Origin of the sequence: Siminovitchia sediminis, assembly GCF_042680885.1 — a bacterium.
GTDB lineage: Bacteria > Bacillota > Bacilli > Bacillales > Bacillaceae_C > Siminovitchia > Siminovitchia sediminis.
Window position 1 is genome coordinate 1 of sequence record NZ_JBHUEO010000025.1, and the last position, 26,569, is coordinate 26,569.

Consider the following 26,569-nt stretch of genomic DNA (forward strand, 5'->3'; position numbering starts at 1 on the left):
GGTCTAGGTGGATGGGAATCTTTTTCTTAAAAATAAAAACACAAAAATCTAGATACAAGTCGTCTAAATGTAAAATAAAAAAGCCTGTAGAGAAAAAAACATATACTTTCTCTACAAGCTGAGGACCCTTACAAAAAGGGTCCGCAACTTTTGCCTTATTTGACTGATCCTCCCTGAACGGAACGAGCCACCATCAGGAGTTCTTCTTGTGTCAGATTTTCAGAAGCGATCATATAATCGACTCCGTCTTCGCTCCATCTGACAGAGTGATCATTCATGACACCAACGGCAAATCCGAGGTCTACAAGCTCACCGGACACCTCCACAGTTTCCATGGAAGCAGTCGGAACAACTTCTGCTTTTTCTTGAATGAGAGTAAACGATTGATCGTCTCCGGTATACGTCAGGATCACTCGCTTGCCCGTTTCCGTTTCAAGTGTTTTTTCTTCATGAAGCGTTAAGCCCGGAATGTCGGCCATCGAATATTTTACAGAAAACTCCTTCTCATTCATATTCGCAAGCACAGGAACTTCCAATTGGGCACTCGTCATGTTTTTCTTCGTATCAAAGGCATCGTCATCAAACTTTGCATCAAAATCCACTTTCGTAAACTTTACAGTCACGACGGGATTTTTATCTGTGTCCAAGACCTTGACACTGATCGGTTCAAATGTCTTTTTCTTAAAAGTCACTTCCTGGGTCGGAAGCATTTTGTTATTTTGATAGCGTGTCTTCGTTTCAAATACATAATGATCCTTTGTTTCTTTAAATTTCGCCTCTTTATCCTCCAGAACATCCTCTACCAGCGACTCAAACAGATATACCTGGCTGCTGTTTTGCGGCCAGTCACTTTGAAACTTGTAGCTCTTGTTCAGAGCAGGTGTCAATACATAAACACCGCTCTTATTCTTGAGAATCATCTGGCTCTGCTCTTTCTTTGCATTCTTCAAATGAACCCGATAATCACCCGGTTTATGATGCCACACATCAATTTCATAGGTTTGAGGCTCATCCCCCACTTCCAAGGTCATTTCTGCTTTTGCCTTATATCCCTGCATATCAGCGACTTTTTCCTTTAAATCCTTGGTTACATCCTCCTGAGATTTGGAACCACAGGCCGAAAGCACGAGCATCGCCGCAACCATCCCCAAAAATAGCCATATCCCCTTTCTCATTCCTTCAACCCCTTTGTTGTCTCATTTACACATGAAAAGAAGAGAGGTGGCGGGTCCGTGAACCATTGGCCAGCATTGCATGCAAGCGAACGAACCGCCCAACGCGGCAATTGTCCCCGTACCCGGCCTCTTCTCTCCTGACGCATTAAAAATATATGAGACAACCGTGGACAATATGTATAGAAAAGTGGAGGGCGGCCGATTAGGGGCGACAAGCGCCGGCCGCCGACGAACGCCAAGTCCTGTGGCGGCGGTGGCACTAGGACCTCCTGTCCGTCGGAGGAAAAATCAGTGAAGGCGCAGTTTGCCTTCATTGGTTTTTCTGAAGCGATCTCAAACCCCTGCCGCCCGGAACTGGACGGTAGAAAAGTGGAGGCGACTGTTCAGCCCCGGCAAGCATAAGACAAACGCGGAAGAAGGCGTGGTTTGCCTTCAGCAGCGTTTGGCTTATGACCTCGAGAGGCTAGGAACCGAAACTGGACAATAGAAAAGTGGAGGGCGGCCGATTAGGGCGACAAGCGCCGGCCGCCGACGAACGCCAAGTCCTGTGGCGGCGGTGGCACTAGGACCTCCTGTCCGTCGGAGGAAAAATCAGTGAAGTCGCAGTTTGCCTTCATTGGTTTTTCTGAAGCGATCTCAAACCCCTGCCGCCCGGAACTCTCTCAAAAACTACCTTATTTTTGATTGACACTTGGTTCGGAGAGGTTACCGGCGTAAGGCTACCGTGTTTCAGTTTAACGCTTGATTCGGGAGGGTTTCCTGACGGTAGCCTGCCAAACTTTTTTCTCCCTCCACCCCTCTTATTAAAAAGAGGCACGCCCCTCAGCGTGCCCCTTCCAAAATGACCTGCGCCGCCGCATAGGCCTTCGTATGCGTGATCGACAAATGAGTTTTTTCACTGGTTGGCCGAATGATATGCGGTTTCCCCAACTCGTCAGCCACAATTTCTATATCGTGAAATGAGAGCTGTGCCCCGATACCGGTCCCGAGGGCTTTTGCATACGCCTCTTTCGCTGCAAATCTTCCCGCCAGAAATTCAGTTTTTCTGTTTTCCGGCAACGTTTCGTAAACTTGACGTTCCCCTTCTGTTAAAACCCGTTCGGGAAAACGCATCTGGCGCTTTCGCAGCTTTTCAATTCTTTCTATTTCCACGAGGTCCAGCCCGATTCCTAAAATCATCGATGCTCTTTCCCTTCTATTTTTGATCCATGTCTGTAATATAATAATAGGAGTCTTGTACGGAAAGGAGCCCTTCCCATGTTTGTCCGCACTGAATCGTTTCGGCAATTTATCAGCCTGTATCCTGTTATTACAGCGCTTGTCGCCATTCATATCGTGATCTTTCTATCCATGCACCTGCCCATGTTACCGCACCAACTCGTTTTTGAAACATTGGCAGGCACGAACATTCTTATCCTGATGGGTGAATACTGGCGGCTGGTAACACCTATTTTTGTCCATGTCGGCTTCGCACATCTTCTGTTTAACTCTTTTTCGCTTGTTTTATTCGGTCCTGCCCTTGAACGTGCGCTCGGCAAATTTCAGTTTCTCCTCGTCTACATCATCTGCGGAGTAGCAGCCAATGTGGCGACTTTGATCATCAAACCCCCTTACTATACACACATTGGTGCAAGCGGAGCTATTTTTGGTTTGTTCGGCATTTATCTTGCGGTTATTTTTTTTAAAAAAGAAGCGATGCCCCAACATGGAAAACAGGTAATCCTTCCAATAGCCGCTTTGAGTGTGATCATGACCTTTTTTCAATCCAATATCAATATCACAGGGCACATTTTCGGATTAATTGCCGGTATTCTCGTTGGGATCGTGCTCATCAGAACGAGGACAATCCGCTTTTATTAAACCCTGTTCCCGGCGGCTGTACCATTCATAAATTGCCAAAACTTCCGAGTCACCCAAATGGGGAATTTCTGCCTGCTGAACACCGTCCCCGGATTTAACCGATGCTGTGATAGCAGCCAAATCAGCACGGTCCTGAAACCAGCTGATCCTGGCATCCATGGACTGAATTCGGTTTTTCTTCATAAACATCGTATGCTGCTGAATCCCCCTGTAACGCAGAGCCAATTGCTGGCCGGAAATATTCCATCCGGCCGATTTGTATTGGGAATATCCCCATAATAGGGCAATCGGCAGCAGGACTGCAGCGAATAAGCCGTATGGCCAGAAGACTCCAGTAACGATACCGGCTATGATGAGAGCGATCAAAGTTTTGAGGAATAGATATCGCCTCTTCGCCCGTTTGGGCGCCCCCTCAAATGGTACGTTCAATTGATACTCTTCCAGGCAATGTTCTAAAATACGCTCTACGCTGCTGCGTTTAACAATGGGTAGAAGCAACATGGTCGTGCTTTCCAAATCCGTTGATGCCCCTCCTGCGCTTTCAAGGGATACGCCCGCAAATCCAAACGGCTGCCGCATGGGGCTTTCTGTGATGGTTACGGCCTGAATCCGATGCAGCGGCACGGTGGTTGTCCGTTTTTCAAGTAATCCCCGGGTAATGATCAACTCATCTTTAAGTTTCCGGACGGTAAAATCGTTGTATTTTAGAAAAGCAATGATGACAGACAAAATCCAGGCAATAACGAGTACAAGAAATATAATAGACGCAATGAACAGGACACCCAGCTTTATCAGCTCCTGCATTTCGGCAAACATTTTCTCATATGGAATCAGTTCGTCGAATTGAAAAACAAAAGCAAGAAACGCAGAAATGACAACACCGGCCCTTCCGGATGTGGTAGCAAGAAATAAAAGCTGGCGGGCAGTAATGCGATAAATGAGCGTTCCTTCCGGCTGTATTTCCACTGATTCCCCGGCATCAGACGGGATCTTATTTTTTGCGTCAGCGATAAGCTTTTGAAGTGCGGCGGCATCCTCTTTATGAATGGCAGTCAGTTCGGCCTCCGCCTGATCCCCGCTGGAGCCGGCTGTTTCCACTTTCACTTTAACCAGACCAAACGGTCTGTGAAAAAGACTTTCCGACAGATCCAGGCTTTGAATTCTCTCAAAAGGAATATACCTTTTTTTTCTTACAAACAACCCCTGCTCAATCCGCAGTTCATAATCCTCCACCCGGTATGTAAACCTGAGCCACTTGATGACCATGGAAGCAATCATGGATACGAGGATTACTGCAAATATCAGCTGTGGCAGCATACTTAAGAATGGACCGCCGAAATCCATTTCATTTCTTCCAAAAAAGAATAGGAAAATAAACGTAACGATGATCTCTTTTACTGATTTGAATAAATCATACAGCATCGATATCGGGTGAAGGCGTTTCGGTTCAAACATCGTCTTCAGCCACCCTCGCCAAAGCGGAGATGGAGCGGCGCAGCTCCTCCGCCTCCTGAATATCCACCGCAGGAATTTCATGGACCGTTGCCGCTGTTGAAATAGAAACGGTCGCCAAATGATATTTTTTCAAAATAGGTCCCTGCGATGTATCGACATGCTGAACCCTCACCATGGGCACCAGCGTCCGGTGAATGAAAAATACCCCGTACTGCAGATCCAATTCATGCTCTGTCACTTCATACCGCCAACGTTTCCACCGGAGCGACGGTATGACGAAAATACCTAAAATCGTAATAATGAGTGCAAGACCGGCTGCCGCCGATACAATCCAAAGCGGCCAGTCAAAATAATGAGTAAGCACTGCTAAAGTAACGACGCTTCCCCAAAACAACAGGGATATCAACGCTCCCATAATTCGCCAGACTTTCAGGCCGCGCTGCGAAATCCGGCGGGATGGCTGTCTAATCTCCATATAAACCCTTCTTTCTGACAACAACATATGATTATGTTCAAAATGCCCTTAATGGATCGACGCAGGCACAAGTACACTTTTCAGGAATATTTTCTTTGCAGTCTTCAACATATCCCGAGGTGATCCCTGGTTTTCAATACCCCAACAGGCGGAAAACACCGCCTTCGCTCCTCTACGCCAAGTTCCCAAAGTTTCTCTTCTGTTTTTTCCAAAAAAACTTCAGCTCCGAAACTGCTGCATTATCGTAAGTTTCACTAGAAACGCTCCGCTGCTACCTGCATGATACAAAAACAGGCCGAACAGGAATGACGCTTTAATCCATATCGCGAAATGATGTGTATTCCGCAATTATTTCAATCATACCATGATGAACAGTGCGAGTCCTATGATTTTTGCAAGTCAAAAAATATGTATTCCGGACTGCCTTTTATTCTAATTCCTCCTGGTAATGCCATATATGAGCCTACGGATAAAAAAACAACCGGAGATCTCCGGTTGTTCGCTTGGTATGCCTGAGTCCTTCAGGCTGGTATTCTTTTTTAAGGTCTCCGATTTCCTGAACGGCGCTGCGGTTTACGGTGGCCCTTGTAAGAGGACTGGCTGTGCCGGCCTCTTCTGCCGCGGCCGCCGCCCTGGAAAGAATCTCTTTTGGATGGGAGCGGTCTTTCCTCTGTAATATGAACCGGTGTTTTGTCCGGTTCTTTTGTGATAATTTTTAACGCGGCGGCAACGACTTCTGCAGGATCATGTTCGTTCAACAGGTCTGCTGCCGCGGGCCGGTACTCATCCAAGTTGCCCTCTTCGACTGTTTCACCCAGCTTTTCTACTGCCAGACGCTGCTGGCCTTCCAGGGCTTCATCCCAAGTAGGCGGACGCATGGGCTGCATGCGTTTTTTCGTGGTTTGCTCCACGATGCGCAGATAGCCCATTTCACGCGGGCTGACAAAAGTAACGGCAATTCCCTCTTTACCGGCACGGCCCGTACGGCCGATACGGTGCACATAGCTTTCCGGATCCTGCGGAATATCATAGTTGTACACGTGAGTGACACCGGATATATCCAGTCCGCGTGCAGCTACGTCGGTTGCAACAAGAACATCCACTTTTCCTTCTTTAAACTTCCGTAAAACAGACAGGCGCTTCGCCTGGCTTAAATCTCCATGTATGCCTTCCGCTGTATAGCCGCGGATTGTCAGAGCATTCGACAATTCGTCTACGCGGCGTTTCGTCCGGCCGAATACGATGGCCAATTCCGGTGACTGCACATCAAGCAGGCGGGAAAGGACATCGAATTTTTCCCTTTCGGGGACTTTAATAAAAAATTGCTCGATCAACGGAACCGTCATTTCTCTTGCCTTGACCTTTACAAGCTCAGGCGATTTCATGAAACGCTCGGCAATCCGGCGGATCGGCTCCGGCATTGTTGCAGAAAAGAGCAAGGTCTGCCTGTCCTCGGGGACTGTTTTCAAAATAGCTTCGATGTCGTCAATAAATCCCATGTTCAGCATTTCATCGGCTTCATCCAAAATTACAGTATGGACATTTCCCAGTTTCAGCGTGCGGCGGTTGATATGGTCAAGTACCCTTCCAGGGGTTCCCACTACAATCTGCGGACCTTTTTTCAAGGCCCGGATCTGACGCTGGATATCCGATCCACCATAAACAGCAAGCACGCGGACCCGGCTGTCTATGGCAATTTTGTACAGCTCTTCTGACACCTGAATCGCAAGCTCACGCGTCGGCGCGATAATAATACCCTGGACTTGATGATCGTCCGGGTTGATTTTTTCAATCAAAGGGATTCCAAACGCGGCAGTTTTCCCTGTTCCGGTTTGGGCCTGTCCGATTAAATCTTTTCCTTCCATGCTCAACGGAATGGTTTTGGCCTGTATGGGTGTGGCTTCTTCAAAACCCATTCTATTGACCGCTTTTAAAATAGACGGGCTTAAATTCAAATCTGCAAACTTCGTCAATGCTTCTCAATCTCCTTTAAATACTTCGAGTTGAGGCTGTATGCCCCGCAATATAAACTGATACGAGTGTGGTAAACGATGTTGCTTATTCTAACACTAAAAAAGTGTGATGACAATTTACACACTGACCCGATTTTCTGAAAGGTGCCGTTATCTCCCAGCTCAACAATTCCTATTAAAGTTCAGATGGGAGGTAACGGCACCTGAATGCCGAGCCTTAATTGTTGGGCCCGGCAAAGACTTTACTTATTCGCAGCAGATAATGCTTCTGCCACTTTTTCCATCTTCATGCCGCGTGATGCTTTTACGACAATCAGTTCGGAACCGGTAATCGCCTGTTCCAGTGAACGGATCAACTCATCCTGATTGTCAAATGCGCGAACGCGCCCTTCGGGAAAATGTTTTCGGGCACCCTTTGCTATCCATTTCCCAAGATTTCCATAGGTATAAACATATTTTATTTTGTCCGGATGGATCTCTTCTCCAATTTGTTCGTGAAATTCCTTTTCCCGCTCTCCAAGCTCAAGCATATCTCCGAGAACCACAATTTTGTCTTTTTGATCATCGAGATGATACAGCATTCCCAGCACAGCGCGCAGTGCTGTCGGACTTGAATTATAGGAATCATTTAAAATGACGGTTCCTTTCATCCCATTGCGCCATTCCATTCTCATTGTAGACAATTTCACAGAATGCAAACCCGTTTTGACCGCACGGGCGGGAACGGAAAATTCCTTTGCTGCCAGCAGTGCTGCCAGGGTATTCATCACATTATGTTTCCCGGCAATCGGCAAAAATAAGGACTCCTCCGGATAAATGGATGCAGTGAATAGGGTGCCTCTTTCTTGCATTTTTATGCCCATGGGATATGCCTCATTGTCCTCTGAATCCCCGAATGCTGCCAGCCGGATATTTCTCAGCGAAGCAGTTTTTTCCTGTAAAAGGGGTTCTTCTCCCGGGTAAATGAATAACCCTCCGGGAGCCAGACCTTCAACAATTTCAAATTTGGCCGCAGCAATGGCCTCCCTTGAACCAAGATCAAGCAAGTGTGCTTCTCCAATGTTCGTGATAATCGCTACATCCGGCCGGGCCATTTTGGTCAGCAAAGAAATTTCTCCCCTGCTGCTCATACCCATTTCCAAAATGGCAATCTCCGTTGTTTCTTCAAGGGCTAAAATTGTTAACGGAAGTCCGATATGGTTATTAAAGTTTCCTTCCGTCTTTTGAACGCGAAAGGTCTCCCCGAGGACGGCTGCTGTTATATCTTTCGTGGTTGTCTTCCCATTGCTCCCTGTAATCCCAACCACTTTGGCGGACAATTCGTCCCGATAAGCCCTTGCCAGGTCCTGCAAAGCAAGCAGGGTGTCTTTTACAATCAGCACCGGGCCGTTACCCGGCGGGTTGGGGACATCCTCCTGCCATAGAACAGCCCCTGCCCCGCTTTCCAGTGCCGATTCTGCGTATTTGTGCCCATCGGTCTGTTCCCCTTTAAAAGGAATGAATAGATTCCCGGGCGAAATGTTGCGCGAGTCAATGGATACTCCTTTAATCATTTCCGAAGAATAGGAAGTAATATCATTTTCGATGGTAATCATGCCGGCAATTTGGCCGATTGTTCTTTGAATCATCGTGACCCCTTCTTTTTAAAAAGTGTGTACAATTTTTTGTTTTTCTTCATATCGTTGTCTGCCCAGCCTGACAAGACGCTCAATCAGCTCCGGATACGGTACACCGCTGTTTTTCCAAAGGAGCGGAAACATGCTGACCGGTGTAAATCCAGGCATCGTATTTACTTCGTTGATCAGTACCCTTCCGTCGGCAGTAAGGAAAAAGTCCATACGAGCGAGTCCTGAGCAGTCGAGTGCTTTATAGGCTGTAAAAGCCATTTCCTTCATGGAGGCGTAATCCGTTTCTGTGATATCTGCCGGGATGACCAATTCTGTGGTATCATCCGCATATTTCGCTTCATAGTCATAAAACTCTTTTTTGGGGACAATTTCACCTGCTACTGAACAGGAAAGCTCATCATTACCAAGGATTCCAACTTCAATTTCTCTTGCGGTTACCCCTTCTTCCACAATGATTCTCCGGTCATAGCGGAACGCCTCTTCAAAAGCGGCTGCCAGTTCTTCGCGATTCTCGCATTTGCTGATGCCGACGCTGGAACCCAGGTTTGCCGGCTTGACAAAGCTCGGGTAGCCAATTTTTTCTTCTACTTCAGAATATGCTGCATCACGGTCGGCTTCCCATGAGCTGCGAATAAACGAAGCATACTCGACCTGATCCAGTCCGGCCTGAGCAAAAATATTTTTCATGACAATTTTATCCATTCCGGCTGAAGAGGCGAGCACCCCATTTCCCACATAAGGGATATCCAGCACTTCCAAAAGTCCCTGGACGGTACCGTCTTCTCCGTTTGGACCATGAAGCAGCGGGAACACCATGTCCATATCTTTACTCAGCGATTGGGGCATGATCTCTTCGTCCCCATTGGAAAATTGAAGCAGTTTGATATCCTCAACAGACTCTTTGATCTGCGGACCCTGAATCCATTTACCTTTTTTAGTGATGTAGATCGGAAAAACATCAAATTTATTTTTATCAAGTGCATGAATCACTGCTTTTGCAGTCTGCAGCGAAACCTCATGTTCTGCTGATTTTCCGCCATAAAGCAAACATAATTTCATATTCTGATCCTCCATCTCCCTAACATCTTTCTAATTTTAACATGATTTTGGATAAATCAAAGAAGAATGTGAAGGCAGTCTGTGATTTGCCGGAGAAAAATCAGCAGAAGCCCATGTTTATCGTATGTAGAATAGCCAAAGGGCGTGAAATTCAGGAAAAGCAGCTGGTCAAGGGGGAGAATTTTACAGGAATATTTATAAGTAGTCCTGCTATTATTATGCTAGAATAGTGCAGGCGGCTCCTTTGGCTCGCCTAATTTTTTTACTGGAGGTCCCTAAATGATGAAATTCGGTTTATTGCCGCGCATTATCACTGCCATCGTGCTCGGTATTCTCATCGGGCTGATTGCACCGAATCCGCTCATCCGGATTTTTGCTACATTCAATGGCCTTTTCGGAAATTTTCTCGGTTTTATCATACCTTTGTTGATTATCGGCTTCATTGTTCCAGGCATTGGCGCCATTGGAAAAGGTTCAGGGAAGTTACTGGGCTGGACTGCTGCTATAGCTTATATTTCCACGATCGGAGCAGGCCTGCTTGCATATTTCACGGCTAACTCCTTATACCCGTCCATGCTGGCCGGACAATCCCTTCAGGAATTCGCCAATCCGGAGGAAGCCTTATCTGCAGCATACTTTGACATCGAAATGGAACCACTGATGGGAGTGATGACAGCACTATTGCTTTCTTTTCTCTTCGGTATCGGAATTGCAGCCGTGAACAGCGAGCCATTGCTGAAATTGGCAAACGATTTTCGTTCCATTATCCATTTGGTGATTGAAAAAATTATCATACCGCTTCTGCCGTTTCATATTTTTGGGATCTTTGCAAACATGACACATGCAGGGCAAGTGGGCTCTATCCTGAATATTTTTATTAAAGTATTTGCCATGATTATTGTTCTCCATATTGCCTACTTGCTGATCCAATATACAATGGCAGGATCAGTGCAAAAGCGGAACCCTTTATCCATGCTGAAGACGATCATCCCGGCCTATTTTACAGCCCTGGGAACACAATCTTCCGCTGCGACGATCCCTGTTACGCTCAGACAGACCAAACACATAGTGAAAAATGACAAAGTAGCGGATTTCGCGGTTCCTTTACTGGCCACGATCCATTTATCGGGAAGTACCATTACCTTGGTCAGCTGTGCCATGGCCATCATGTTTATGCAGGGACAATCGGCTGCTTTCGCACTGATGTTTCCATTTATCCTCATGCTTGGCATTACAATGGTGGCAGCACCGGGAGTCCCAGGCGGTGCCGTTATGGCAGCAATTGGCCTTTTGGAATCCATGCTCGGTTTCGGCCCGGCTATGACTGCGTTAATGATCGCCCTGTATATTACCCAGGACAGCTTTGGAACCGCGTGTAACGTCACGGGCGACGGCGCCATTACTGCCATCGTAGACCGAATCGGCCAGCGATAAAGGGAATTGTCACCAGAAACTGACCTCTGCGCGGGAAGCGCGGAGGTTAGTTTCATTTGCCCCATCTCTTGTTCTCTCATCGCCCAACCGCCGGGAACTGACTTACACCTTAAATACTCAATCATTCGGATTTTCAGCAGACAGACTCTCAAAGGATTAATCAATACAAATACCGCCGAATGTTACACCTTATAAACCGATCATTTCTGGACCTGCCCAGGACTTTTTAAAAATACCCCGATTTTTGCAAAGTTACTACAAATCCCGGGCCCTTCATACCATCAAAAGAGCAGCCCCTGAACATCAGGAGCTGCTTTTGTCACATATGCACCAGCCATTCACCGGCTTTTCGATCCAGCACCAGTCGGCAATCAGGCGGCCGCTTTCTTTCCTCAACGTATGATGCGCCCATTTCATCCATATCCATATAATCCCCGACAATCCAGATGGGAATGTCGATTTTTAACCGGTCTGCTGTCATGGCCTCAAATGAAAACACTGCTCCTTCCTTCAGCATTCCGCTTAGCAGCTGCAGCGTATCTGCAGGAACAAAAGGGGCAGGCCTGTGTTTTCTTAGGCCAAACAATGTTTTTTCCCGTCCGGATCTTGCCCTGTCTGCCAGCACAACACCCATCATAGAAAAAAAATGATCCCACTTTTTATAATAAATTTTATTAAAATAGCCGTCTTCATGAGTCAAATAAACAAATTGATTCCCAAGAATTCGATAAAACGGGGGTTTCAGCGGTGATTTCATGTGTCCGACATATAGAAGTTCCGCCAATTCCTGACCTGTCAGCTCGTTCAGGTCTTCCTCTTCTGAAAAATCAACCCAACAAAATCCGCCGTAACGGGAAACCCCGTCTTCTGCCAATTGAACAATATTTTCCCCGGACACAAAGCTCAGCCGGGTATGCATGTTATAGTATCCGTCTTCCAATTGACGGCAAAGCAAAAGAATATTTGCCGGCTTAACAGGAATACCTTTCATAAAATCGGGAAACTGAATACCATGTGACAAGATATACTTGTCGTTTTGATTCATGTGTATGTACAGGATATTTTTCCCATTTGCGTGATTTTTCAAAGGAAATGCCCCCACCCATAAAATTCGTACAATATTCCTATTGTTAGTATATCTATATAATATCAAAAAATCATGATTGTTCATATTACATATTCACTACAAATGGAATGGGGATGGGTGTCTACTTCTCATAGAGGTGATCAAAATGCTGGCGAAAGAAAAAGAAAAAGAATTGACCCTGTCCATCATAGACCATATTAAAAATGAGAACTTTGATGAGGTCAATGAAATCTTTCATGACTGCGGCCCGGAAACGATGGCCTCTATTATTCAACACCTTCCGGAACGGTTCCGCGGGGCTATGCTGGAACATTTGAGCCATTCTACACTGGCAGGTTTGATGCAGAAGGTAAACATTAAACTGCAGTTGGAGATCTTGAGTAAAATTGGCCCTGACGCAGCCAATCGGGTATTGGCTTTGCTCGATGTCAACTTCCTGACCAGACTTTTTCGCCATTATCCCAAAGCCGACGTCGATTCTTTTTTGGCAGAGATGGAACTGTCGAAAGCGGAGTATGTCAGGAAAATCTTGGAGTACCCCGAAAATACGGCCGGAAGCATGATGACCAACCGCTATGTAACGGTTCATACCGGCTTTACCGTGGGACAGGCAGCCGAAAAATTAAAGACCTTTGCTCTTTATTCTGAAAGCCTCAATCATATTTACGTAGTCAATGAGGAGGGCCGCCTGGAAGGGATTGTTCCGTACAGAGATCTCATAATTTCTGAACCCGGGGAAAACGTGACAAAGATCATGGTGGAAAAAGTCATCTCCACTCATGTCTTGACAAAGCGGGATGAGATCGTCCGTCTCCTTCAACGATATGATTTTACGGCCCTTCCGGTCGTCAATGACGAGGAAGTACTGGTGGGCGTCATCACCTTTGATGATATGGTCACGACCATCATTCATGAAGCAGGCGAAGATATCAGTAAACTTTCTGCATTAAACAAGGAAATTGACTTTGATACCAAACCGGTATCAGCAGCGATTCGCCGTCTTCCATGGCTCATCGCTCTTTTATTCATCGGACTGGTATCCGGCACCATTATTTCCCGTTTTGAAGAAACGTTGACTCAGGTCGTAGCACTTGCTTTCTTCATGCCGCTCATCGCCGGAATGACCGGAAATACGGGAACGCAGTCACTTGCGGTTGTTGTTCGCGGACTGACTAAAAAAGAAGTTGACATGAAAACTGCTGTGAAGCTTTTATGGCGGGAATTTCGCGTCAGTTTAATCATTGGGCTCACCTGCGGAATGCTGATTGCCATCATTGCTTTTATTTGGCAGCACAATATCTACCTTGGCATTGTCGTAGGCGGTTCCCTTCTGCTTACTTTGATCATTGGAACTTTTGCAGGAACGATCATTCCACTCATTTTATATAAATTTAACATGGATCCTGCCGTTGCATCGGGGCCTTTAATTACAACTGTTAATGATATTTTCTCTCTGGTTGCCTACTTTTCAACCGCTACCTTTTTCCTGAGTAAACTGACCTAAACGGCAAATAGTTGGCGGCTTCATGATAAAAGCCCCCTGGTTCAGGGTAAAGTATGGTAAGACAATGCACATTTCCAAACAAAGAAGAATAAAGGAGGTGAAGAGGCCGGGACAAATAAAAGTATTCAAAGTGAAAGACGAGCACGAGCAAAACATTGCCTGCACTGGAAGTATACGCGGACGTCTGCGGGAAGAAAAGCCCGTGTGAACCCGTGCAGTGCAGCCGCCTCTGGAAGCTTAACAATCCCGTGGAAAAAGAAGTATATTTCCATAGCACCATTTCTGGCGGGTTCCGGTTTTTCTTTGATAAAACTCTTTTGTCCCGGCTTCGCTCCACTTGCTTATGATCAACATATTTCTCGTAATCCTATTGATTGCCCTGACTGCATTTTTCGTTGCCTCGGAATTTGCCATTGTTAAAATCAGGAGCTCCCGTTTGGATCAATTAATTGCCGAAGGAAATAAAAGGGCAACAGTTGCCAAACGGCTCGTTTCCAACTTGGATGCCTACTTGTCTGTTTGCCAGCTCGGAATTACTGTAACCGCGCTCGGTCTGGGCTGGCTCGGTGAACCGACAATCCAAGTCCTGCTCGAGCCAATATTTACTAGCTTAGCTATTCCGGAGTCGGTTGCAACCCTTATTTCTTTTGTCATTGCTTTTAGTCTGATTACCTTCCTTCATGTCGTTGTAGGAGAACTGGCCCCGAAAACACTGGCCATTCATAAAGCCGAAGCCATCACGCTTGCTTTCGCCAAACCGCTTGTTTGGTGTTATAGAATCATGTTTCCCTTTATCTGGCTGTTGAATGGAGCGGCAAGGGGGATTGTAAAACTCTTTGGCGTCAGGCCTGCCTCGGAAGGGGAAGTGGCCCATTCGGAAGAGGAACTGCGCATCATCCTGTCTGACAGCTTAAAAAGCGGGGAAATAAACCAGTCCGAATACCGGTATGTCAATAAAATATTTGAATTCGACAATCGGGTGGCCAAAGAAATTATGGTACCCCGGACAGAAGTAGTCACGATCGACCGGTCATCTTCCATCAGCGAAATTATGGATATAGTGAAAGAAACAGGGCTTACCCGCTATCCTGTTACAGCAGAGAGAGACAAAGACCATATTCTCGGAGTTGTCAATATCAAAGAATTTTTAACCGACTGCATCGATGGAAATTGCAAGGGATCGGAACCCATCTCCCCTTATATCATGCCGGTCATTAGTGTCATTGAGACCGTTCCGATTCAGGAACTTCTTGTTCACATGCAAAAAGAAAGAAGCCATATGGCGATTCTTTATGACGAGTATGGAGGAACGGCAGGCATTGTCACAGCTGAAGACATATTGGAAGAAATTGTGGGTGAAATCAGAGATGAATTTGATGAAGATGAAGTGCCGCTTATCAGAAAATTAGATGACGAACATTATCTTCTCGATGCAAAAATATTGATAGAAGAGGTCAATGATTTACTGGGCATACACATTCAATGTGAGGATATTGATACAATCGGCGGCTGGCTCTTGACGAGGAAATATGATTTGGAACAAGGTGACGTCATCGAAGAAGAAGGGTATAAGTTTTACGTGAAAACAATGGAAGGAAACCATATCAGTGAAGTGGAAGTGACTGGATAACTGGAGAAAAGTCGACAAAGCTTCATTTATTTCCGGGGAAATGATCTCTATTTTGACATTGATCCCTCCTTGATGTAACAGGATATGACACGTCCTCTGACGTTTGTACATCAGCTTCTTCGGTTTTACCTCTTAACGTTCGCACCTCTATCTTTTCATGGTCGACTCGAGGAAAGAGCGAAAGGAGCGGCATTCGGGGTAAGAGCCAAGAAGTCATATAAACAAAGCGGGCCGGCATGGATCCATGCGGCCCGCTTTGTTGTTTATTCCAAATGGTATTCCGTATACCCGGGTAAAGCCTGTACCTCATCAAGAACTTTAAAAAGTTCCAGTCGGGATTTTGTAACGGAAAGATTTACTCCCATTTCAGCAAGACTATCGATGATTTTTTCAAGTTGTTCATGATCTCTGTTCAAAAAGACCACCCCGTTTAAGATTTGACATCTTCGTACCTATTTTAACCTAATTTTCCACTGTTTTGTATCGCTTTCAAAAAAAAGGGTAAAAAGATGTGTCCAAAATAAAAACTCTCCTTCAATTTACCCTGCACTTGCAAAAATAAACCTTTTTTTAAAAAAATTCAGGGGTTTTTCAAGAACGTCTTCAGTGCGGACCCCCTCCTATTCATACCGAAGAGATTCAATAGGATCCAGTCTGGCTGCCTTATTTGCCGGTAAAATGCCAAATATCACACCTATCACCATAGAGAACAATAAGCCGCCCAAAATCACCTGCCAGGAAATTAAGGCAGGCCAACCGGCGATATAGGCAACAACTGAAGCGGACGCTATGCCAATTCCGATGCCGATCGCACCGCCAATCAGTGTCAAGGTAACCGATTCCACCAAGAATTGAAATAAGATCTGTCCCGGAGTAGCACCCAGTGACATCCGGATCCCGATTTCTCTAGTGCGTTCAGTTACAGATACAAGCATGATATTCATGACACCGATCCCGCCAATGAGAAGGGAGATGCCTGCAATACTTCCAATGACAATCGTCATGATATTTGTAATTTGCCCGATCCCGTCCGTAAGCTCTTCCAGATTTAACACTTGATATGCCTGATCTTTATCATGGATCCGGTTGAGCAATTCAGCAGCTTTTGTTCCTGCAATCTGCAGTTCTTCGGGTGTTTCAGCCTCAATGGTCACTTGGCTGTATTCACTTTTCATGTAAATATTTTGCCACGTTTTCCACGGTATATATATTTCGTTTGAATCCAATGCCAAAAAAACTGTCTCTTTTGATAAAACACCGATAATTTCAACAGGCTGCGAAGCGATATACAAGACTTCCCCCAAAACCTCTTTTTCCCCAAAGAGCTCTTTCTTTAAAGAGCTGGAAATCATTGCTTTCCGGCTGCCTCCCAAAAAATCTTCTGCCATCAAACTTCGGCCTTCCCCAATACCAAGATGATTGATTTCAAAGTAAGCCTGGCTAATGCCGTTCACCAAGGCATCCACTGATTCCTCCCTGTAACGGACCATACTTGACTCTGAACTGGAAGCAACAACCCTCTTCACCTCGGGGATCTCTTCTATCAATTGGATGTCTTCCACTGTAAATGGATCTTCCATCCATCCACCCGAATTTGACATCAATTCTTCCTCCGGCGGAACATACAGGAGTTCTGTTGTATTCGTTTCTCCCACTATTTGAGATTTCAGCATGGCTTCTCCAGCCTGACCAATGGCTACTACGGCAATTACAGAGGCCACCCCGATGATAATACCCAGCATGGTTAATATAGATCGCAGCTTATGGGCCCTTAGGGACGTAAGCGCCATCTTTATATTTTCATAGACACTCATTTCCGGCCACCTCCGGGATTGCCGGGATGTTTGATCAATTCGCCATCTCGAATCAGGATGGTTCGATCCGCCACAGCTGCCACTTCGGGATCATGCGTGACAACAATGACCGTAGTGCCTTCCTGATGAAACATTTGAAACAATTCCATGACCTGTTTCCCTGTTTTTGTATCGAGCGCTCCCGTCGGTTCGTCTGCCAATATGACAGCAGGTTCATTTACAATGGCCCTGGCAATCGCTGTACGCTGTTTTTGCCCACCTGACAATTGATTGGGCAGATGATAGATCCTGTCTGAAAGGCCTACTTTTTTCAATGCCTCCACAGCTCTTTCTTCCCTTTCTTTACGGGGGACTGCTGCATAGATCATCGGCAGTTCCACATTTCTTAACGCATTTAGGCGGGGAAGCAGCTGAAAATGCTGAAATACAAAACCGATCGAACGATTGCGGATGCCTGCCAGGCGCTTCTGATCATAATCGGTTACACGCTCACCATTTAAAAAATACTCGCCGCTCGTCTGTTTCTCTAAACAGCCCATAATATTCATCAAGGTAGACTTGCCTGATCCGGAAGGTCCCATGACGGCGACAAATTCACCTTTTTGGATATGTATATGAATATTTTTGAGAACCTCTATCACTGTTTCAGCTGTTTGATATGATTTACAGATTGATTCAAGCCTGATCATTTACGGTCACTTCCGCTCCATCTTCAAGGTTTTCCGGAGGATTGACAATCACCTGGTCATTTTTGGATAAGCCGCCTGTAATTTCAATTTCGCGGTTTGTTGTCATGCCGGCCTTTACTTTATGCCGTTCCGCTTTTCCATCTTTTACAACATACACATAATTGTCTGCTCCATCCTGCTTCACCGCAGACAACGGCAGTGTCCATCCGTTTTTCTTGTTTGTTTCAATTTCCGCAAGTATTTGAAAACCGGGCTTGATGTCCAACTGTTCATCTTCCACCCTGATTTCAATGGGATATTGGACTTTGGCCGTTTCCCCATTTACGGGTTCCATTTGTTCATGTTCATTCGACAGGAATGAAACGGAGTCTACTGTTCCACCCCACTTTTCACCAGGAACTGCATCCGATGTCAAAACAGCAGGCTGCCCTTCCTTGATCTTCAAGGCATCGTACTCAGAAATGGCACCTTTCACAACAAACTGGCCTGGCGCGGCAATTTGAATCAAAGGCTGTATCGACTCCGAGGACATGGCTGCCTGCTCATTGATCCGAAGAATGACCCCGTCGATTTTACTCTTGACAGTCAGCTCTTCCAGCTGGCTGTCAATCGATTGGCGCTGCAAGAGAGTCTGCTCTTTTTCAATTTTCAGCTGCTGTTCTTCCAGGAAAATCTGATCATGTTCCATTTCCAGCTCATCTTTATCCAGCATGTCATCAGTTTCTGCCTTGGCTACCTGCCGGTCGATCTTTCTATGCTGCTTTTTAATATTCTCCAACTGCAAGAGATTGGAACGAAGCTGCAATTCCATTTGTTTCTTCTCCAGCTCCAGCTGCTCATTGTCGTATCGGAACAGCGGAGTTCCATTTTGGACCTCGTCTCCTTCCTTGACGAGCAGCTCGCCTACTTTCCCTTTATCCGGCTCGTAATAGACAGATTGCTGGTCAGCAAGCTGAAGGGTACCGGATATAATCACCGACTCCGTCATAGTTTGTTCCTTTAAATGGGTAACGTCAACAGCCATTACCTCGTTTGAGGCTTGATTCACCAAGTTCAGACCGATAAAACCCGCAACCAACAGAAAGACTCCTGCGATAATCATAGCTCTTTTCATTTCTGTTCACACCAACTATCCGAAATAATTAACCGCTTGTCATTTGATAAAAAATAGACTCCAAATCTGTAGAATGATCCAGCTGCAAATCATTTTTTAATTGATCTATATTGCCTTCTGCCATCTTTTTCCCGGAATGGATAATCATTAATTCCTTACACAATTTTTCGGCAATCTCCAATATATGCGTGCTGAAAATAATTGAGTTTCCCTTTGTGATATAGTCAGTTAAATAATCTTTCATTTCTTTTAACGCATTCGGATCAAGCCCTGAAAAGGGCTCATCCAAAATCAGAAGTTCCGGCTGATGGACAAGGGAGGAAATCAGGGCTGTCTTCTGCCTCATTCCCTTTGAATAGGTTTTAATGAACTGGTCCAATTTGTGTTCCATCCGAAACACCCTGGCAAGCCGTTCTATTTCGATATCTTGTATTTTTTTAGGAACATCTCTTAAACTGGCAGTAAATTTTATGTATTCCCTGCCTGTTAAGTAATCGTAAATGCTGACAGCATCCGACACGAAGCCGACTTTCTTTTTATATTCTGGAGAATGGCTGTTCAGGTTCCCGAGCTGAATGGATCCCTGATCCGGTTTTAACAATCCCGCAATCATGCTGAGCAATGTCGTTTTGCCCGCCCCGTTAGGCCCGAGGATGCCGTAAATCACTCCTCTTTTCAGTTGAAAACTGATTCCGTTCACTGCGACTTCACCATGATAGGATTTGGATATTTCTTGTACATGCAGCACGTTGATCACACCTTTAATCAAAAAGTTCGCTCAGTGATTCAAAGTTCGTAAAAGTAATTCCCTCAATCTTTTGACAAAACTTCTTAAATAAAAACACGGTCAGTATGACATTCATCACGATAAAAATTCCCATCGAAACGAAAAAAGAACCAGTGAAGTAAAATAACAATCCATCGGTAAATAAGTAACACCCGGACAGCAAGCTGATCATTACCTTCGCCCTGGTACTGGGCAAATTCAGCAAGGAATCATCCGAAAAGTTCGGAAACGTGGCCGTGGCAATCAAGCCGATCAGCACAATGACGGGCATGGCGGATAAAAGTCCTATACTTAAGGCAAAAAAATTCGGCTTGATTAAAAGGAACGCAGCTGCAATATAAATCAATGAAAAAGGTAACAGGACACAATGAAGGCCGATGATTTTTGCCATGGCAATCTGCTTGGAATTCACCGGTAATACGACCAGATTCCTAAAACCCATGCCTTCTGAATCAATCGAAAATTTGTTGATTACACTGTTCATCAGCATCATTAACACAGAAATACTCAAAAAGACGGGTGCAGCTTGAGCCGAAAGCGCATCGACCTTAGACTCAAAAAAATAGTAAGCACTGATGATCACGGCCAGGCCGAAGCTCATCATCAAAAAGGCCGCCTTCCAACGGTATTTCTCATCACGCGAAAAGGCCAACAGATCCTTTTTTAGAATAGACTTTACATAAGGGTGGAGATACGGGATGGTTTCCAGCAAGTTCATCCCGGGAATCGGCTTCTGCTCTTGAGGGAATCCCTTCCGCAGCGACTGCAGCTCATGCATTTTCCCAAGAATCTGCCGGTCATCCAGCCTGTCCAACTGCTTTCCTGACAGCCAATACAAGATAAGGACCAACACCGGGAATGTGATCAGCGCATACACGTACGAAAACGGAAAACTCCCTGCCATCATAGAATGGGGAAAATAGGAATAACTTACAAAATCAGCTATCGACTGAACAAACGTACTTTCATAAATCGACAAATAATATGGATAAAAAAAGAACCCTCTCATGCCGCTGACAAACGGCTGTATGACATATAGGATCAAGATGGCACCCATTGCATTTGTGCATAAAAACAGCAGCGCAAAAGGAAGTAACGGTTTCTTCAGCACTTTTCTGATAACCATCGTACTAATAAACATAAAACGTATGAAAGCCGCAAACACAAATTGAGAAACCAAAGCCGCAAACAAGACAAAACCCTTTACGAGACCGAACTCCAGCCACACGGATAACTGATAAGAAAAAACAGCGAGTACAGCGATGAAAAAAATAGACTTGATATATGTCCGTTCCAATATTTTTCCAATAAACAGCTGCTTTAAAGAAATGGGCGCCAGGACAAGAAGCTTCATATCCTCAGCGAGCAAAAACCGGTACAATTGATCGTAAATGCCGGTGGCGATCCATGATAAAAGAATGACCAAATTTAACGTGCTGATCCACTTCACTTTGTCCTGTTCCGTTAATCCACTCAAATGGTTATGGATCCACTCCAACAGGACGTGAGAAAAGGAGTTTACGAGAAGGACGACCACGACCGCGATAAGCGCTGCCGCCAACGCAAAACTCCAAAACTTTGTTTTATTTTGATTCGAGGGATCCCCCGCATATACAATTTTATTCATGCTCAATCGTGTCCGGTTGTTCCAGATCAGCCAGATCTTTTTCACGTCTATGCCCTCATTTCTCAAAGCTTCGTCGTGATCAGCCCTTCTATTAATGCAGCGATAAAAAGAAAAGATACATAGAAGACAAACAGTAAAGCCATATCCTTAAAATCCCTTTTTTGAAAGAACGGCTTTTTTAAGGCCACACAATTAAACGTCACCACTGCGGGTTTCATGGCAAATGCTCCGACGAGTGCAATCGCCAAAATTTCAAAGACCCCATGAAGAAATGTATATTTAAACACCATCCAGGCGGAAAGATCTTTTGATAAATAAAAGATGGTCGACCCCAGCAGGCAGCCTTGTAAAACGATGTACCAAAAAGAAACAAAACCAAAGGAGAGAACACCGATACATGCCGGCAGCAAAATCATGAAGTTATGTTGGAACACGGATGTCCATGTAAGCTCCTCCTCAACAGGCTCCTCCACGTCAAGCACCGAAGCCTCCTGCACCATGGCAGCCACTTCGCCTGCACCGGTGAGCTGAAGGTACAGGATCGTTCCAAAAAAACTGGCCAATACTGTTAGGAGTGAAAGAACAAAAACATCCCGGTTTCTTTTCATAAATGACAAGCCAACGGCTTTTATGCTGAATTGATTTGCCACGATTACGTCAAATCCTTGATAAAGTTAATTCGTTTTTGAAAGGACGGGTGGGTCTCTTTCCATTCTTTTCTTTTGGAGGCAAACTCGCCATCCTCTTTTTCAGTGATTTTGTTTAATTTCATTAACGTTTGAATGTACAGGTCCTTATCTCCCGACTGCCTTACAGCATATTCATCTGCCTGGTGTTCAAACATTTTGCTGATTTTATTCGGAAGCCATTCCGTCAGCAAGATTAAAACTACTACGCCAATCGGGAAAATGACAATATAATGCCACCATCCAAAACCGAGCATAATTTTTCTGGCAAAAAACATCGTCAGGCTGATGGCAACCGCCACTCCAAACGTGATCGCCAGAATCCAACGGCCATGCTTGAGTTTGATATGGCCGATTTCATGAAATAATACTGCTTTAATTTCATCCAAAGTGAAATTCTTAACCAAGCCTTCGGTCATATAAATGTTCAAGCCTTTTCTGGAAGAAAAAGGGGTGCTGTACACCCAGGCATTGGTCTCGTGCTTGGACTCATCTTTCATAAATAAGTTTATTTTCGCCTGGCAAACTTGCTCGATGGAGTTTTTCAAAGAAGCAAACGGCTCCGTAATTCCAATGTTTCTGTATTTGCCCATAAATCGGTGCAGGACCGTATATACCACCATGATGATGAGCGTCAACGATAAATACCAGGCAATAAAGTAATACCATTTATCTGTGATTTGTACATAAAGGGACATGGGAAGCAGGAAAAACGTGAAGAAGTAGGCAAGACCCCCGGCAATAAGCAGCGCTATGCCGATCGACTCTCTTTTTGTAAAATGAAGAAATCCGGTTTCTTTCATCTCCGGAACTTCGGAAGAATCTTCCTCTTCATCTTTCCTTAAGGTATATTGATAGACCCCGGTTGTTAGTGCCACAGAAAGAAACGACGGCACGAATATACATAATAGAATGCTCCATATATAAGAATCTGTCAGAAGCAGAGCGTAGCCCATTGTAAAGTGATAGTTTAGAATGAGAGGCAACGTTCCAGCCAAAATAAACGGGAAAAATAATGTAAACAGATTGCGTATAGAAAGAACATGATTAAAAAAAAGCGCAAGAAGACAAGGCAGTAAAAATGAACCCACATACATCAACAGGATCAGAGGTTTGCTGAACTCCGGCTTCAGTTGGAAAGAAAACGAACCGCTGTTGCCGGCAGCAAGGATGGTGGATTCGTTAAAAAAGAACTTCCTGTCACTGGATTGGACGGTTGCATCCTGACTGAATTCGGCATCAATCCCTCTTCTGGTCATGACCGTCCATTCTTCTTCCGCCGGAAGATTCACGTTTTTGCTATGTATTTCACTAAATTGATAGACGGTATCGCCAATATGAAAAGCTAGCGATTCGCTGCTGCCTGTTTTAACCGTGTTATTTTCTTTAATGTCCAATTGATAATCTCCCTGGTATACGGAATACCCCGTCAATACCTTGTGGACGCCCTCTTCCTTTTTGGAATCAAGGAGAATAAACGGCGATAATACTGCTGAGCGGACTCCTAACTCAACCATTACAACTGCAGCGGATGAAAATGCTGCAACCATTATAAATATGAGGACACTTTTTTTCATGGCTATACTCTCCTTGCAGGGCTTATAGGAAACTTGTCATGAGCGCGGGAATTGTTTTTAATGCCAGGTTTGCCGCAAATGTAATGACTACTACAAGTAAAGGAGTCATTGGGCTGCTGGATTTTAACAGGACTTTCACACCGAAATATAACAATACAAATTGCCATATAAAGAAAGGTTCAACTTGGTTTAGCATTGCAACAACTGCATGGTTATCCAGGTTGGGGAACAAAATTTGCATTCCAACAGGCTGAAACACTTTGCCTGTTATTAAAACCAGCGCTGCGAACGATAATGTTTTTAAGATGATCGGTACCCAGCTGAAACCGGCCACACTGAATACAGTTCTAAAACTGCTTGAAGCAGGCGAGAGCAATGCTGTTATAAAGTAAATAAAAACCGACAGCATCACCCACTCTATCAATGCAGATCCGCATATCATGAGAGCCAGAATGATAAAAACAATGGCCGCTGTGGACAAAGAGGAGCCTAAACCAAATAAATCCTGTATCTCTTTATAAGTATGAGGGAAAGTAGCAGCGGTCAACGCCATTCCACTTAATAATATAATTAAAAAAGGCCTTAAAATATTGGGCTGTTCCAATAATTCATGAAAAAATTTATTGGGTTCAATAATGGTCTTATAATAAGAACCCAATATAGATCCGTTTCCCATTTTTGATACTCCCCCAAAGAATGGATTTCGTTTATAATAGAAGAAGTAGCCCTGACTGGCATCAGGGCTGCTTCAAAAGTTTTACCAGGTTACTGCTTTTTGTCTGCCTTTCTTCTTGATATACCACTTCAAGGTCATTCTTGCGGCCCAGGCAATAGCAGTAACTATTCCAAAAGATAAGAATCCCAACACAATGCTGATGGCTGATGCAATATCAGATCCAGTGATCACTAGGTTGACAATCTTGGATGCTCTCTTTTGAGATTCATTCCAAGTGATCTTTTTATTCTTCTTGCCATATTTATAAATGACTTGGGCCAACTGCATCTCTGCACCTTTAAATTCAGAAGAAACAACAGAAGAGCTGGTAGCTTTAGAACTGCTGATCTGAGAGGAAAAAGACAAAGAACTGGCCAAAATCGAGAATGCCATGGCAAATACAAGAAGAATAGCAATCCCCTTTTTCTTGCGGCTATCCAATGCAAATGTCATCTTTGTTACACCTCCTTTTTTTATAAGATATGTATTGTTTCACCCCATAAAGGGAAACAACCAAATTCATCGTTAAGCGAACCGAGACTTGTAATTACTCATTTCCGTTCTTTAGAATGCAAGGATCTATCTTACCTGTAACATACCGTGCATTTTTTCAAAAGGTTAGAAAATTAAATTCTTATTACAATCCTTTTACAATTCTAATTGTGCGTATAGTGTAATACAAGAGACTTTTTAACCAAATGTGTAATTTGCACCAGGCCATTATCCATGCGATAATACGAAAAATAGGAATTAAGGATGGTGGCTAAATGCCTTCTCTAGGGGCCAGGCTGCGGGATGCCCGGAAGAGAAAAGGGTATACACAAACCGAAGTTTGTAAGATCCTTCAGCTTAAAAATTCACGACTATCCGGATATGAAAGGGATTACAGGAAACCAGATGTGAACACCCTAACGAACTTGGCTGATCTTTACGAGGTATCCACCGATTGGCTTTTTGGCAGGAAAGAGGAGCCAGACTTAACCGGAGATTCCTCCTTTACCTCTTTAGAGGAGCAAGAACTTCGTAACTGGTTGAGAAATCTCGTATCTTCTGATGTACACGATTTGCGTAAATTAAAGAAGCTTTGGGATATTATGAAAAACGGAAAAGAGTAAACCGGGGATTTCCGGGGATTTAGATTACATTGTTTGGCCAGGATTGTTATTTGTACTATTTTAAAAGCAGGCCTTCCCTTACCGGGAAGGCCCGCTCTATGTCTAGTCCCAATCAGAAAGTTTGTCTTTCGCTTCACCAAATTTTTTCTTTGCTTTACCTTTGACTTTGTCCCATTTGCCTTCGGCCTGCAGTCTTTCATTATCCATGGCATCTCCGAATGCATCTTTAGTTTCACCTTTCACCTTGTCCCATGTACCTTCCAATTTTTTCTTAGTTCCATCTGAGTCTCTCATCGGGAATACCTCCTTTCCGTCTGAAAAGCTATAGTTTATATGTACCCCTTCAGACTCATATGAAACGATCTCTGATAAAAAAAGAAGCGTCCGTTGAGGGACGTACAAGCTAGTCGGAAAGGCAGGTTATTCAGACGTTAAGATTAGGACATTGTACCCGGCATGCGGCGGGTGATGATAAAGTCAAGCTCTCTTTCCTGTTAAAAAATGGTCAAACCGTTGTTTTTTTGTCCAAAAATGTAAAAGTCCGCAACAGAGATATCCCTCTGCTTTTCTTTTTGCTCTGGGCATCTTCGCGCATTTGAAAAAGCTGCTGGTCTCTCTCCCGGTCTTCAATTTTCTCTGTCAGCCTTTCCACTTGCACCGCCAGCTTTCGGTTAATCTCCGTCAAGTCCGTCTGCTGTTTCTCCAGAAGAGATATTTTTTCACAGAGCTTTTCAATATCTGCAGCAGCGATGCCATCCGGTTCCTGCCTGGGAAACTTCCTTGCCGTGGCCTCGGCAGCCTGATCCACTGTCATTCCATCATCTATCATACGACTCATCATTGTTTGAATCTCTTGGATGTCCTTCTCTCTGAAAATCCGGCCATTATTTGCCCCGCGTTCAAACCGATACCCTTTGGATTCCAGGACAATCGCATAGTTTCTGAGGGTACTGACCCCTAAGCCCAATATCTTCGCTGCGTCGGATGTATACAACTTCTTCTCCATCGTCGTCCCTCCCCAGTTTTGTTTGATATATTTATTCTACAGGCGATAGCCTTCTCCTTTCTCTAATCCTGTAGAGAACTGTCTATCGTTTTACAAATTTTTTATACCGGGGATTCAATGAGGGGAAGTCTTTCCTTACAAATGATTGACACTTATTCC

At 44.7% G+C, this 26,569-nt stretch carries 25 protein-coding genes; 5 read left to right on the top strand and 20 right to left on the bottom strand.

The window, feature by feature from the left end:
* Positions 1 to 155: 155 nt before the first annotated feature.
* Positions 156 to 1,175, bottom strand: coding sequence for a LolA family protein (locus ACFSCZ_RS09470; protein ID WP_380773681.1), 1,020 nt, complete (start codon positions 1,173 to 1,175; stop codon positions 156 to 158).
* An 822-nt stretch (positions 1,176 to 1,997) separates the two neighbouring features.
* Positions 1,998 to 2,354 carry a holo-ACP synthase gene (gene acpS, locus ACFSCZ_RS09475; protein WP_380773682.1) on the bottom strand — a complete coding sequence of 119 codons (357 nt, stop codon included), beginning with the start codon at positions 2,352 to 2,354 and terminating at the stop codon, positions 1,998 to 2,000.
* A gap of 78 nt (positions 2,355 to 2,432) precedes the next feature.
* On the opposite strand from acpS, the gene ACFSCZ_RS09480 reads away from it, so the two are divergent.
* Positions 2,433 to 3,035 (top strand): rhomboid family intramembrane serine protease, encoded by a 603-nt coding sequence (locus tag ACFSCZ_RS09480; protein WP_380773683.1) that lies wholly within the window; start codon positions 2,433 to 2,435, stop codon positions 3,033 to 3,035.
* On the opposite strand, the gene ACFSCZ_RS09485 is transcribed toward ACFSCZ_RS09480, so the two are convergent.
* From ACFSCZ_RS09485 to ACFSCZ_RS09505, 5 genes are all read right to left on the bottom strand, one after another.
* A complete protein-coding gene (locus ACFSCZ_RS09485) occupies positions 2,973 to 4,490 on the bottom strand; it encodes a PH domain-containing protein (RefSeq protein ID WP_380773684.1) in 1,518 nt (505 codons plus the stop codon). The two genes, ACFSCZ_RS09480 and ACFSCZ_RS09485, sit on opposite strands and share 63 nt — an antisense overlap.
* Positions 4,483 to 4,965 (bottom strand): PH domain-containing protein, encoded by a 483-nt coding sequence (locus ACFSCZ_RS09490; protein ID WP_380773685.1) that lies wholly within the window; start codon positions 4,963 to 4,965, stop codon positions 4,483 to 4,485. Before ACFSCZ_RS09490 ends, ACFSCZ_RS09485 begins: the two co-directional genes overlap by 8 nt.
* 539 nt (positions 4,966 to 5,504) lie before the next feature.
* Complete coding sequence (gene cshA, locus ACFSCZ_RS09495; RefSeq protein WP_380773747.1) at positions 5,505 to 6,881, bottom strand: degradosome RNA helicase CshA; 1,377 nt, start codon at positions 6,879 to 6,881, stop codon at positions 5,505 to 5,507.
* A 299-nt stretch (positions 6,882 to 7,180) separates the two neighbouring features.
* A complete protein-coding gene (locus tag ACFSCZ_RS09500) occupies positions 7,181 to 8,566 on the bottom strand; it encodes a UDP-N-acetylmuramoyl-tripeptide--D-alanyl-D-alanine ligase (RefSeq protein WP_380773686.1) in 1,386 nt (461 codons plus the stop codon).
* 15 nt (positions 8,567 to 8,581) lie between these two features.
* Complete coding sequence (locus ACFSCZ_RS09505; RefSeq protein ID WP_380773687.1) at positions 8,582 to 9,625, bottom strand: D-alanine--D-alanine ligase; 1,044 nt, start codon at positions 9,623 to 9,625, stop codon at positions 8,582 to 8,584.
* A gap of 279 nt (positions 9,626 to 9,904) precedes the next feature.
* Here ACFSCZ_RS09505 and ACFSCZ_RS09510 point away from each other — a divergent pair, with 279 nt between their 5' ends.
* The gene (locus ACFSCZ_RS09510) at positions 9,905 to 11,059 is read left to right on the top strand and encodes a dicarboxylate/amino acid:cation symporter (RefSeq protein WP_380773688.1); all 1,155 of its coding nucleotides are present in this window, start codon (positions 9,905 to 9,907) and stop codon (positions 11,057 to 11,059) included.
* Between the two features lie 319 nt (positions 11,060 to 11,378).
* On the opposite strand, the gene ACFSCZ_RS09515 is transcribed toward ACFSCZ_RS09510, so the two are convergent.
* Complete coding sequence (locus ACFSCZ_RS09515; protein ID WP_380773689.1) at positions 11,379 to 12,146, bottom strand: hypothetical protein; 768 nt, start codon at positions 12,144 to 12,146, stop codon at positions 11,379 to 11,381.
* A 145-nt stretch (positions 12,147 to 12,291) separates the two neighbouring features.
* On the opposite strand from ACFSCZ_RS09515, the gene mgtE reads away from it, so the two are divergent.
* Positions 12,292 to 13,650 (top strand): magnesium transporter, encoded by a 1,359-nt coding sequence (gene mgtE, locus ACFSCZ_RS09520; protein WP_380773690.1) that lies wholly within the window; start codon positions 12,292 to 12,294, stop codon positions 13,648 to 13,650.
* 337 nt (positions 13,651 to 13,987) lie between these two features.
* Complete coding sequence (locus tag ACFSCZ_RS09525; RefSeq protein ID WP_380773691.1) at positions 13,988 to 15,280, top strand: hemolysin family protein; 1,293 nt, start codon at positions 13,988 to 13,990, stop codon at positions 15,278 to 15,280.
* 263 nt (positions 15,281 to 15,543) lie between these two features.
* On the opposite strand, the gene ACFSCZ_RS09530 is transcribed toward ACFSCZ_RS09525, so the two are convergent.
* The 10 genes from ACFSCZ_RS09530 to ACFSCZ_RS09575 form a co-directional block, all read right to left on the bottom strand.
* Entirely contained in the window at positions 15,544 to 15,696 is a 153-nt protein-coding gene (locus tag ACFSCZ_RS09530; RefSeq protein ID WP_380773693.1) for an Lmo0850 family protein, read from the bottom strand.
* 204 nt (positions 15,697 to 15,900) lie between these two features.
* Positions 15,901 to 17,094, bottom strand: a complete 1,194-nt coding sequence (locus ACFSCZ_RS09535; protein WP_380773694.1) for an ABC transporter permease — start codon at positions 17,092 to 17,094, stop codon at positions 15,901 to 15,903.
* Positions 17,091 to 17,783 carry an ABC transporter ATP-binding protein gene (locus ACFSCZ_RS09540; RefSeq protein WP_380773695.1) on the bottom strand — a complete coding sequence of 231 codons (693 nt, stop codon included), beginning with the start codon at positions 17,781 to 17,783 and terminating at the stop codon, positions 17,091 to 17,093. Before ACFSCZ_RS09540 ends, ACFSCZ_RS09535 begins: the two co-directional genes overlap by 4 nt.
* Positions 17,770 to 18,897 carry an efflux RND transporter periplasmic adaptor subunit gene (locus ACFSCZ_RS09545; RefSeq protein WP_380773696.1) on the bottom strand — a complete coding sequence of 376 codons (1,128 nt, stop codon included), beginning with the start codon at positions 18,895 to 18,897 and terminating at the stop codon, positions 17,770 to 17,772. Before ACFSCZ_RS09545 ends, ACFSCZ_RS09540 begins: the two co-directional genes overlap by 14 nt.
* 28 nt (positions 18,898 to 18,925) lie before the next feature.
* Complete coding sequence (locus ACFSCZ_RS09550) at positions 18,926 to 19,645, bottom strand: ABC transporter ATP-binding protein (protein ID WP_380773698.1); 720 nt, start codon at positions 19,643 to 19,645, stop codon at positions 18,926 to 18,928.
* 13 nt (positions 19,646 to 19,658) lie between these two features.
* Positions 19,659 to 21,356 (bottom strand): hypothetical protein, encoded by a 1,698-nt coding sequence (locus tag ACFSCZ_RS09555; protein WP_380773699.1) that lies wholly within the window; start codon positions 21,354 to 21,356, stop codon positions 19,659 to 19,661.
* A gap of 17 nt (positions 21,357 to 21,373) precedes the next feature.
* Complete coding sequence (locus tag ACFSCZ_RS09560) at positions 21,374 to 21,961, bottom strand: stage II sporulation protein M (protein ID WP_380773700.1); 588 nt, start codon at positions 21,959 to 21,961, stop codon at positions 21,374 to 21,376.
* Between the two features lie 2 nt (positions 21,962 to 21,963).
* Complete coding sequence (locus ACFSCZ_RS09565) at positions 21,964 to 23,574, bottom strand: M48 family metalloprotease (protein WP_380773701.1); 1,611 nt, start codon at positions 23,572 to 23,574, stop codon at positions 21,964 to 21,966.
* A gap of 22 nt (positions 23,575 to 23,596) precedes the next feature.
* Positions 23,597 to 24,250 (bottom strand): YIP1 family protein, encoded by a 654-nt coding sequence (locus ACFSCZ_RS09570; protein WP_380773702.1) that lies wholly within the window; start codon positions 24,248 to 24,250, stop codon positions 23,597 to 23,599.
* 81 nt (positions 24,251 to 24,331) lie between these two features.
* Entirely contained in the window at positions 24,332 to 24,742 is a 411-nt protein-coding gene (locus tag ACFSCZ_RS09575; RefSeq protein ID WP_380773703.1) for an uberolysin/carnocyclin family circular bacteriocin, read from the bottom strand.
* A 314-nt stretch (positions 24,743 to 25,056) separates the two neighbouring features.
* Here ACFSCZ_RS09575 and ACFSCZ_RS09580 point away from each other — a divergent pair, with 314 nt between their 5' ends.
* Positions 25,057 to 25,404, top strand: a complete 348-nt coding sequence (locus ACFSCZ_RS09580) for a helix-turn-helix domain-containing protein (RefSeq protein ID WP_380773704.1) — start codon at positions 25,057 to 25,059, stop codon at positions 25,402 to 25,404.
* Between the two features lie 102 nt (positions 25,405 to 25,506).
* On the opposite strand, the gene ACFSCZ_RS09585 is transcribed toward ACFSCZ_RS09580, so the two are convergent.
* Together ACFSCZ_RS09585 and ACFSCZ_RS09590 are read right to left on the bottom strand one after the other, a co-directional pair.
* Positions 25,507 to 25,698, bottom strand: a complete 192-nt coding sequence (locus tag ACFSCZ_RS09585) for a CsbD family protein (RefSeq protein WP_380773705.1) — start codon at positions 25,696 to 25,698, stop codon at positions 25,507 to 25,509.
* Positions 25,699 to 25,909: 211 nt separating this feature from the next.
* Positions 25,910 to 26,410 carry a helix-turn-helix domain-containing protein gene (locus ACFSCZ_RS09590; protein ID WP_380773706.1) on the bottom strand — a complete coding sequence of 167 codons (501 nt, stop codon included), beginning with the start codon at positions 26,408 to 26,410 and terminating at the stop codon, positions 25,910 to 25,912.
* Positions 26,411 to 26,569 lie beyond the last annotated feature (159 nt).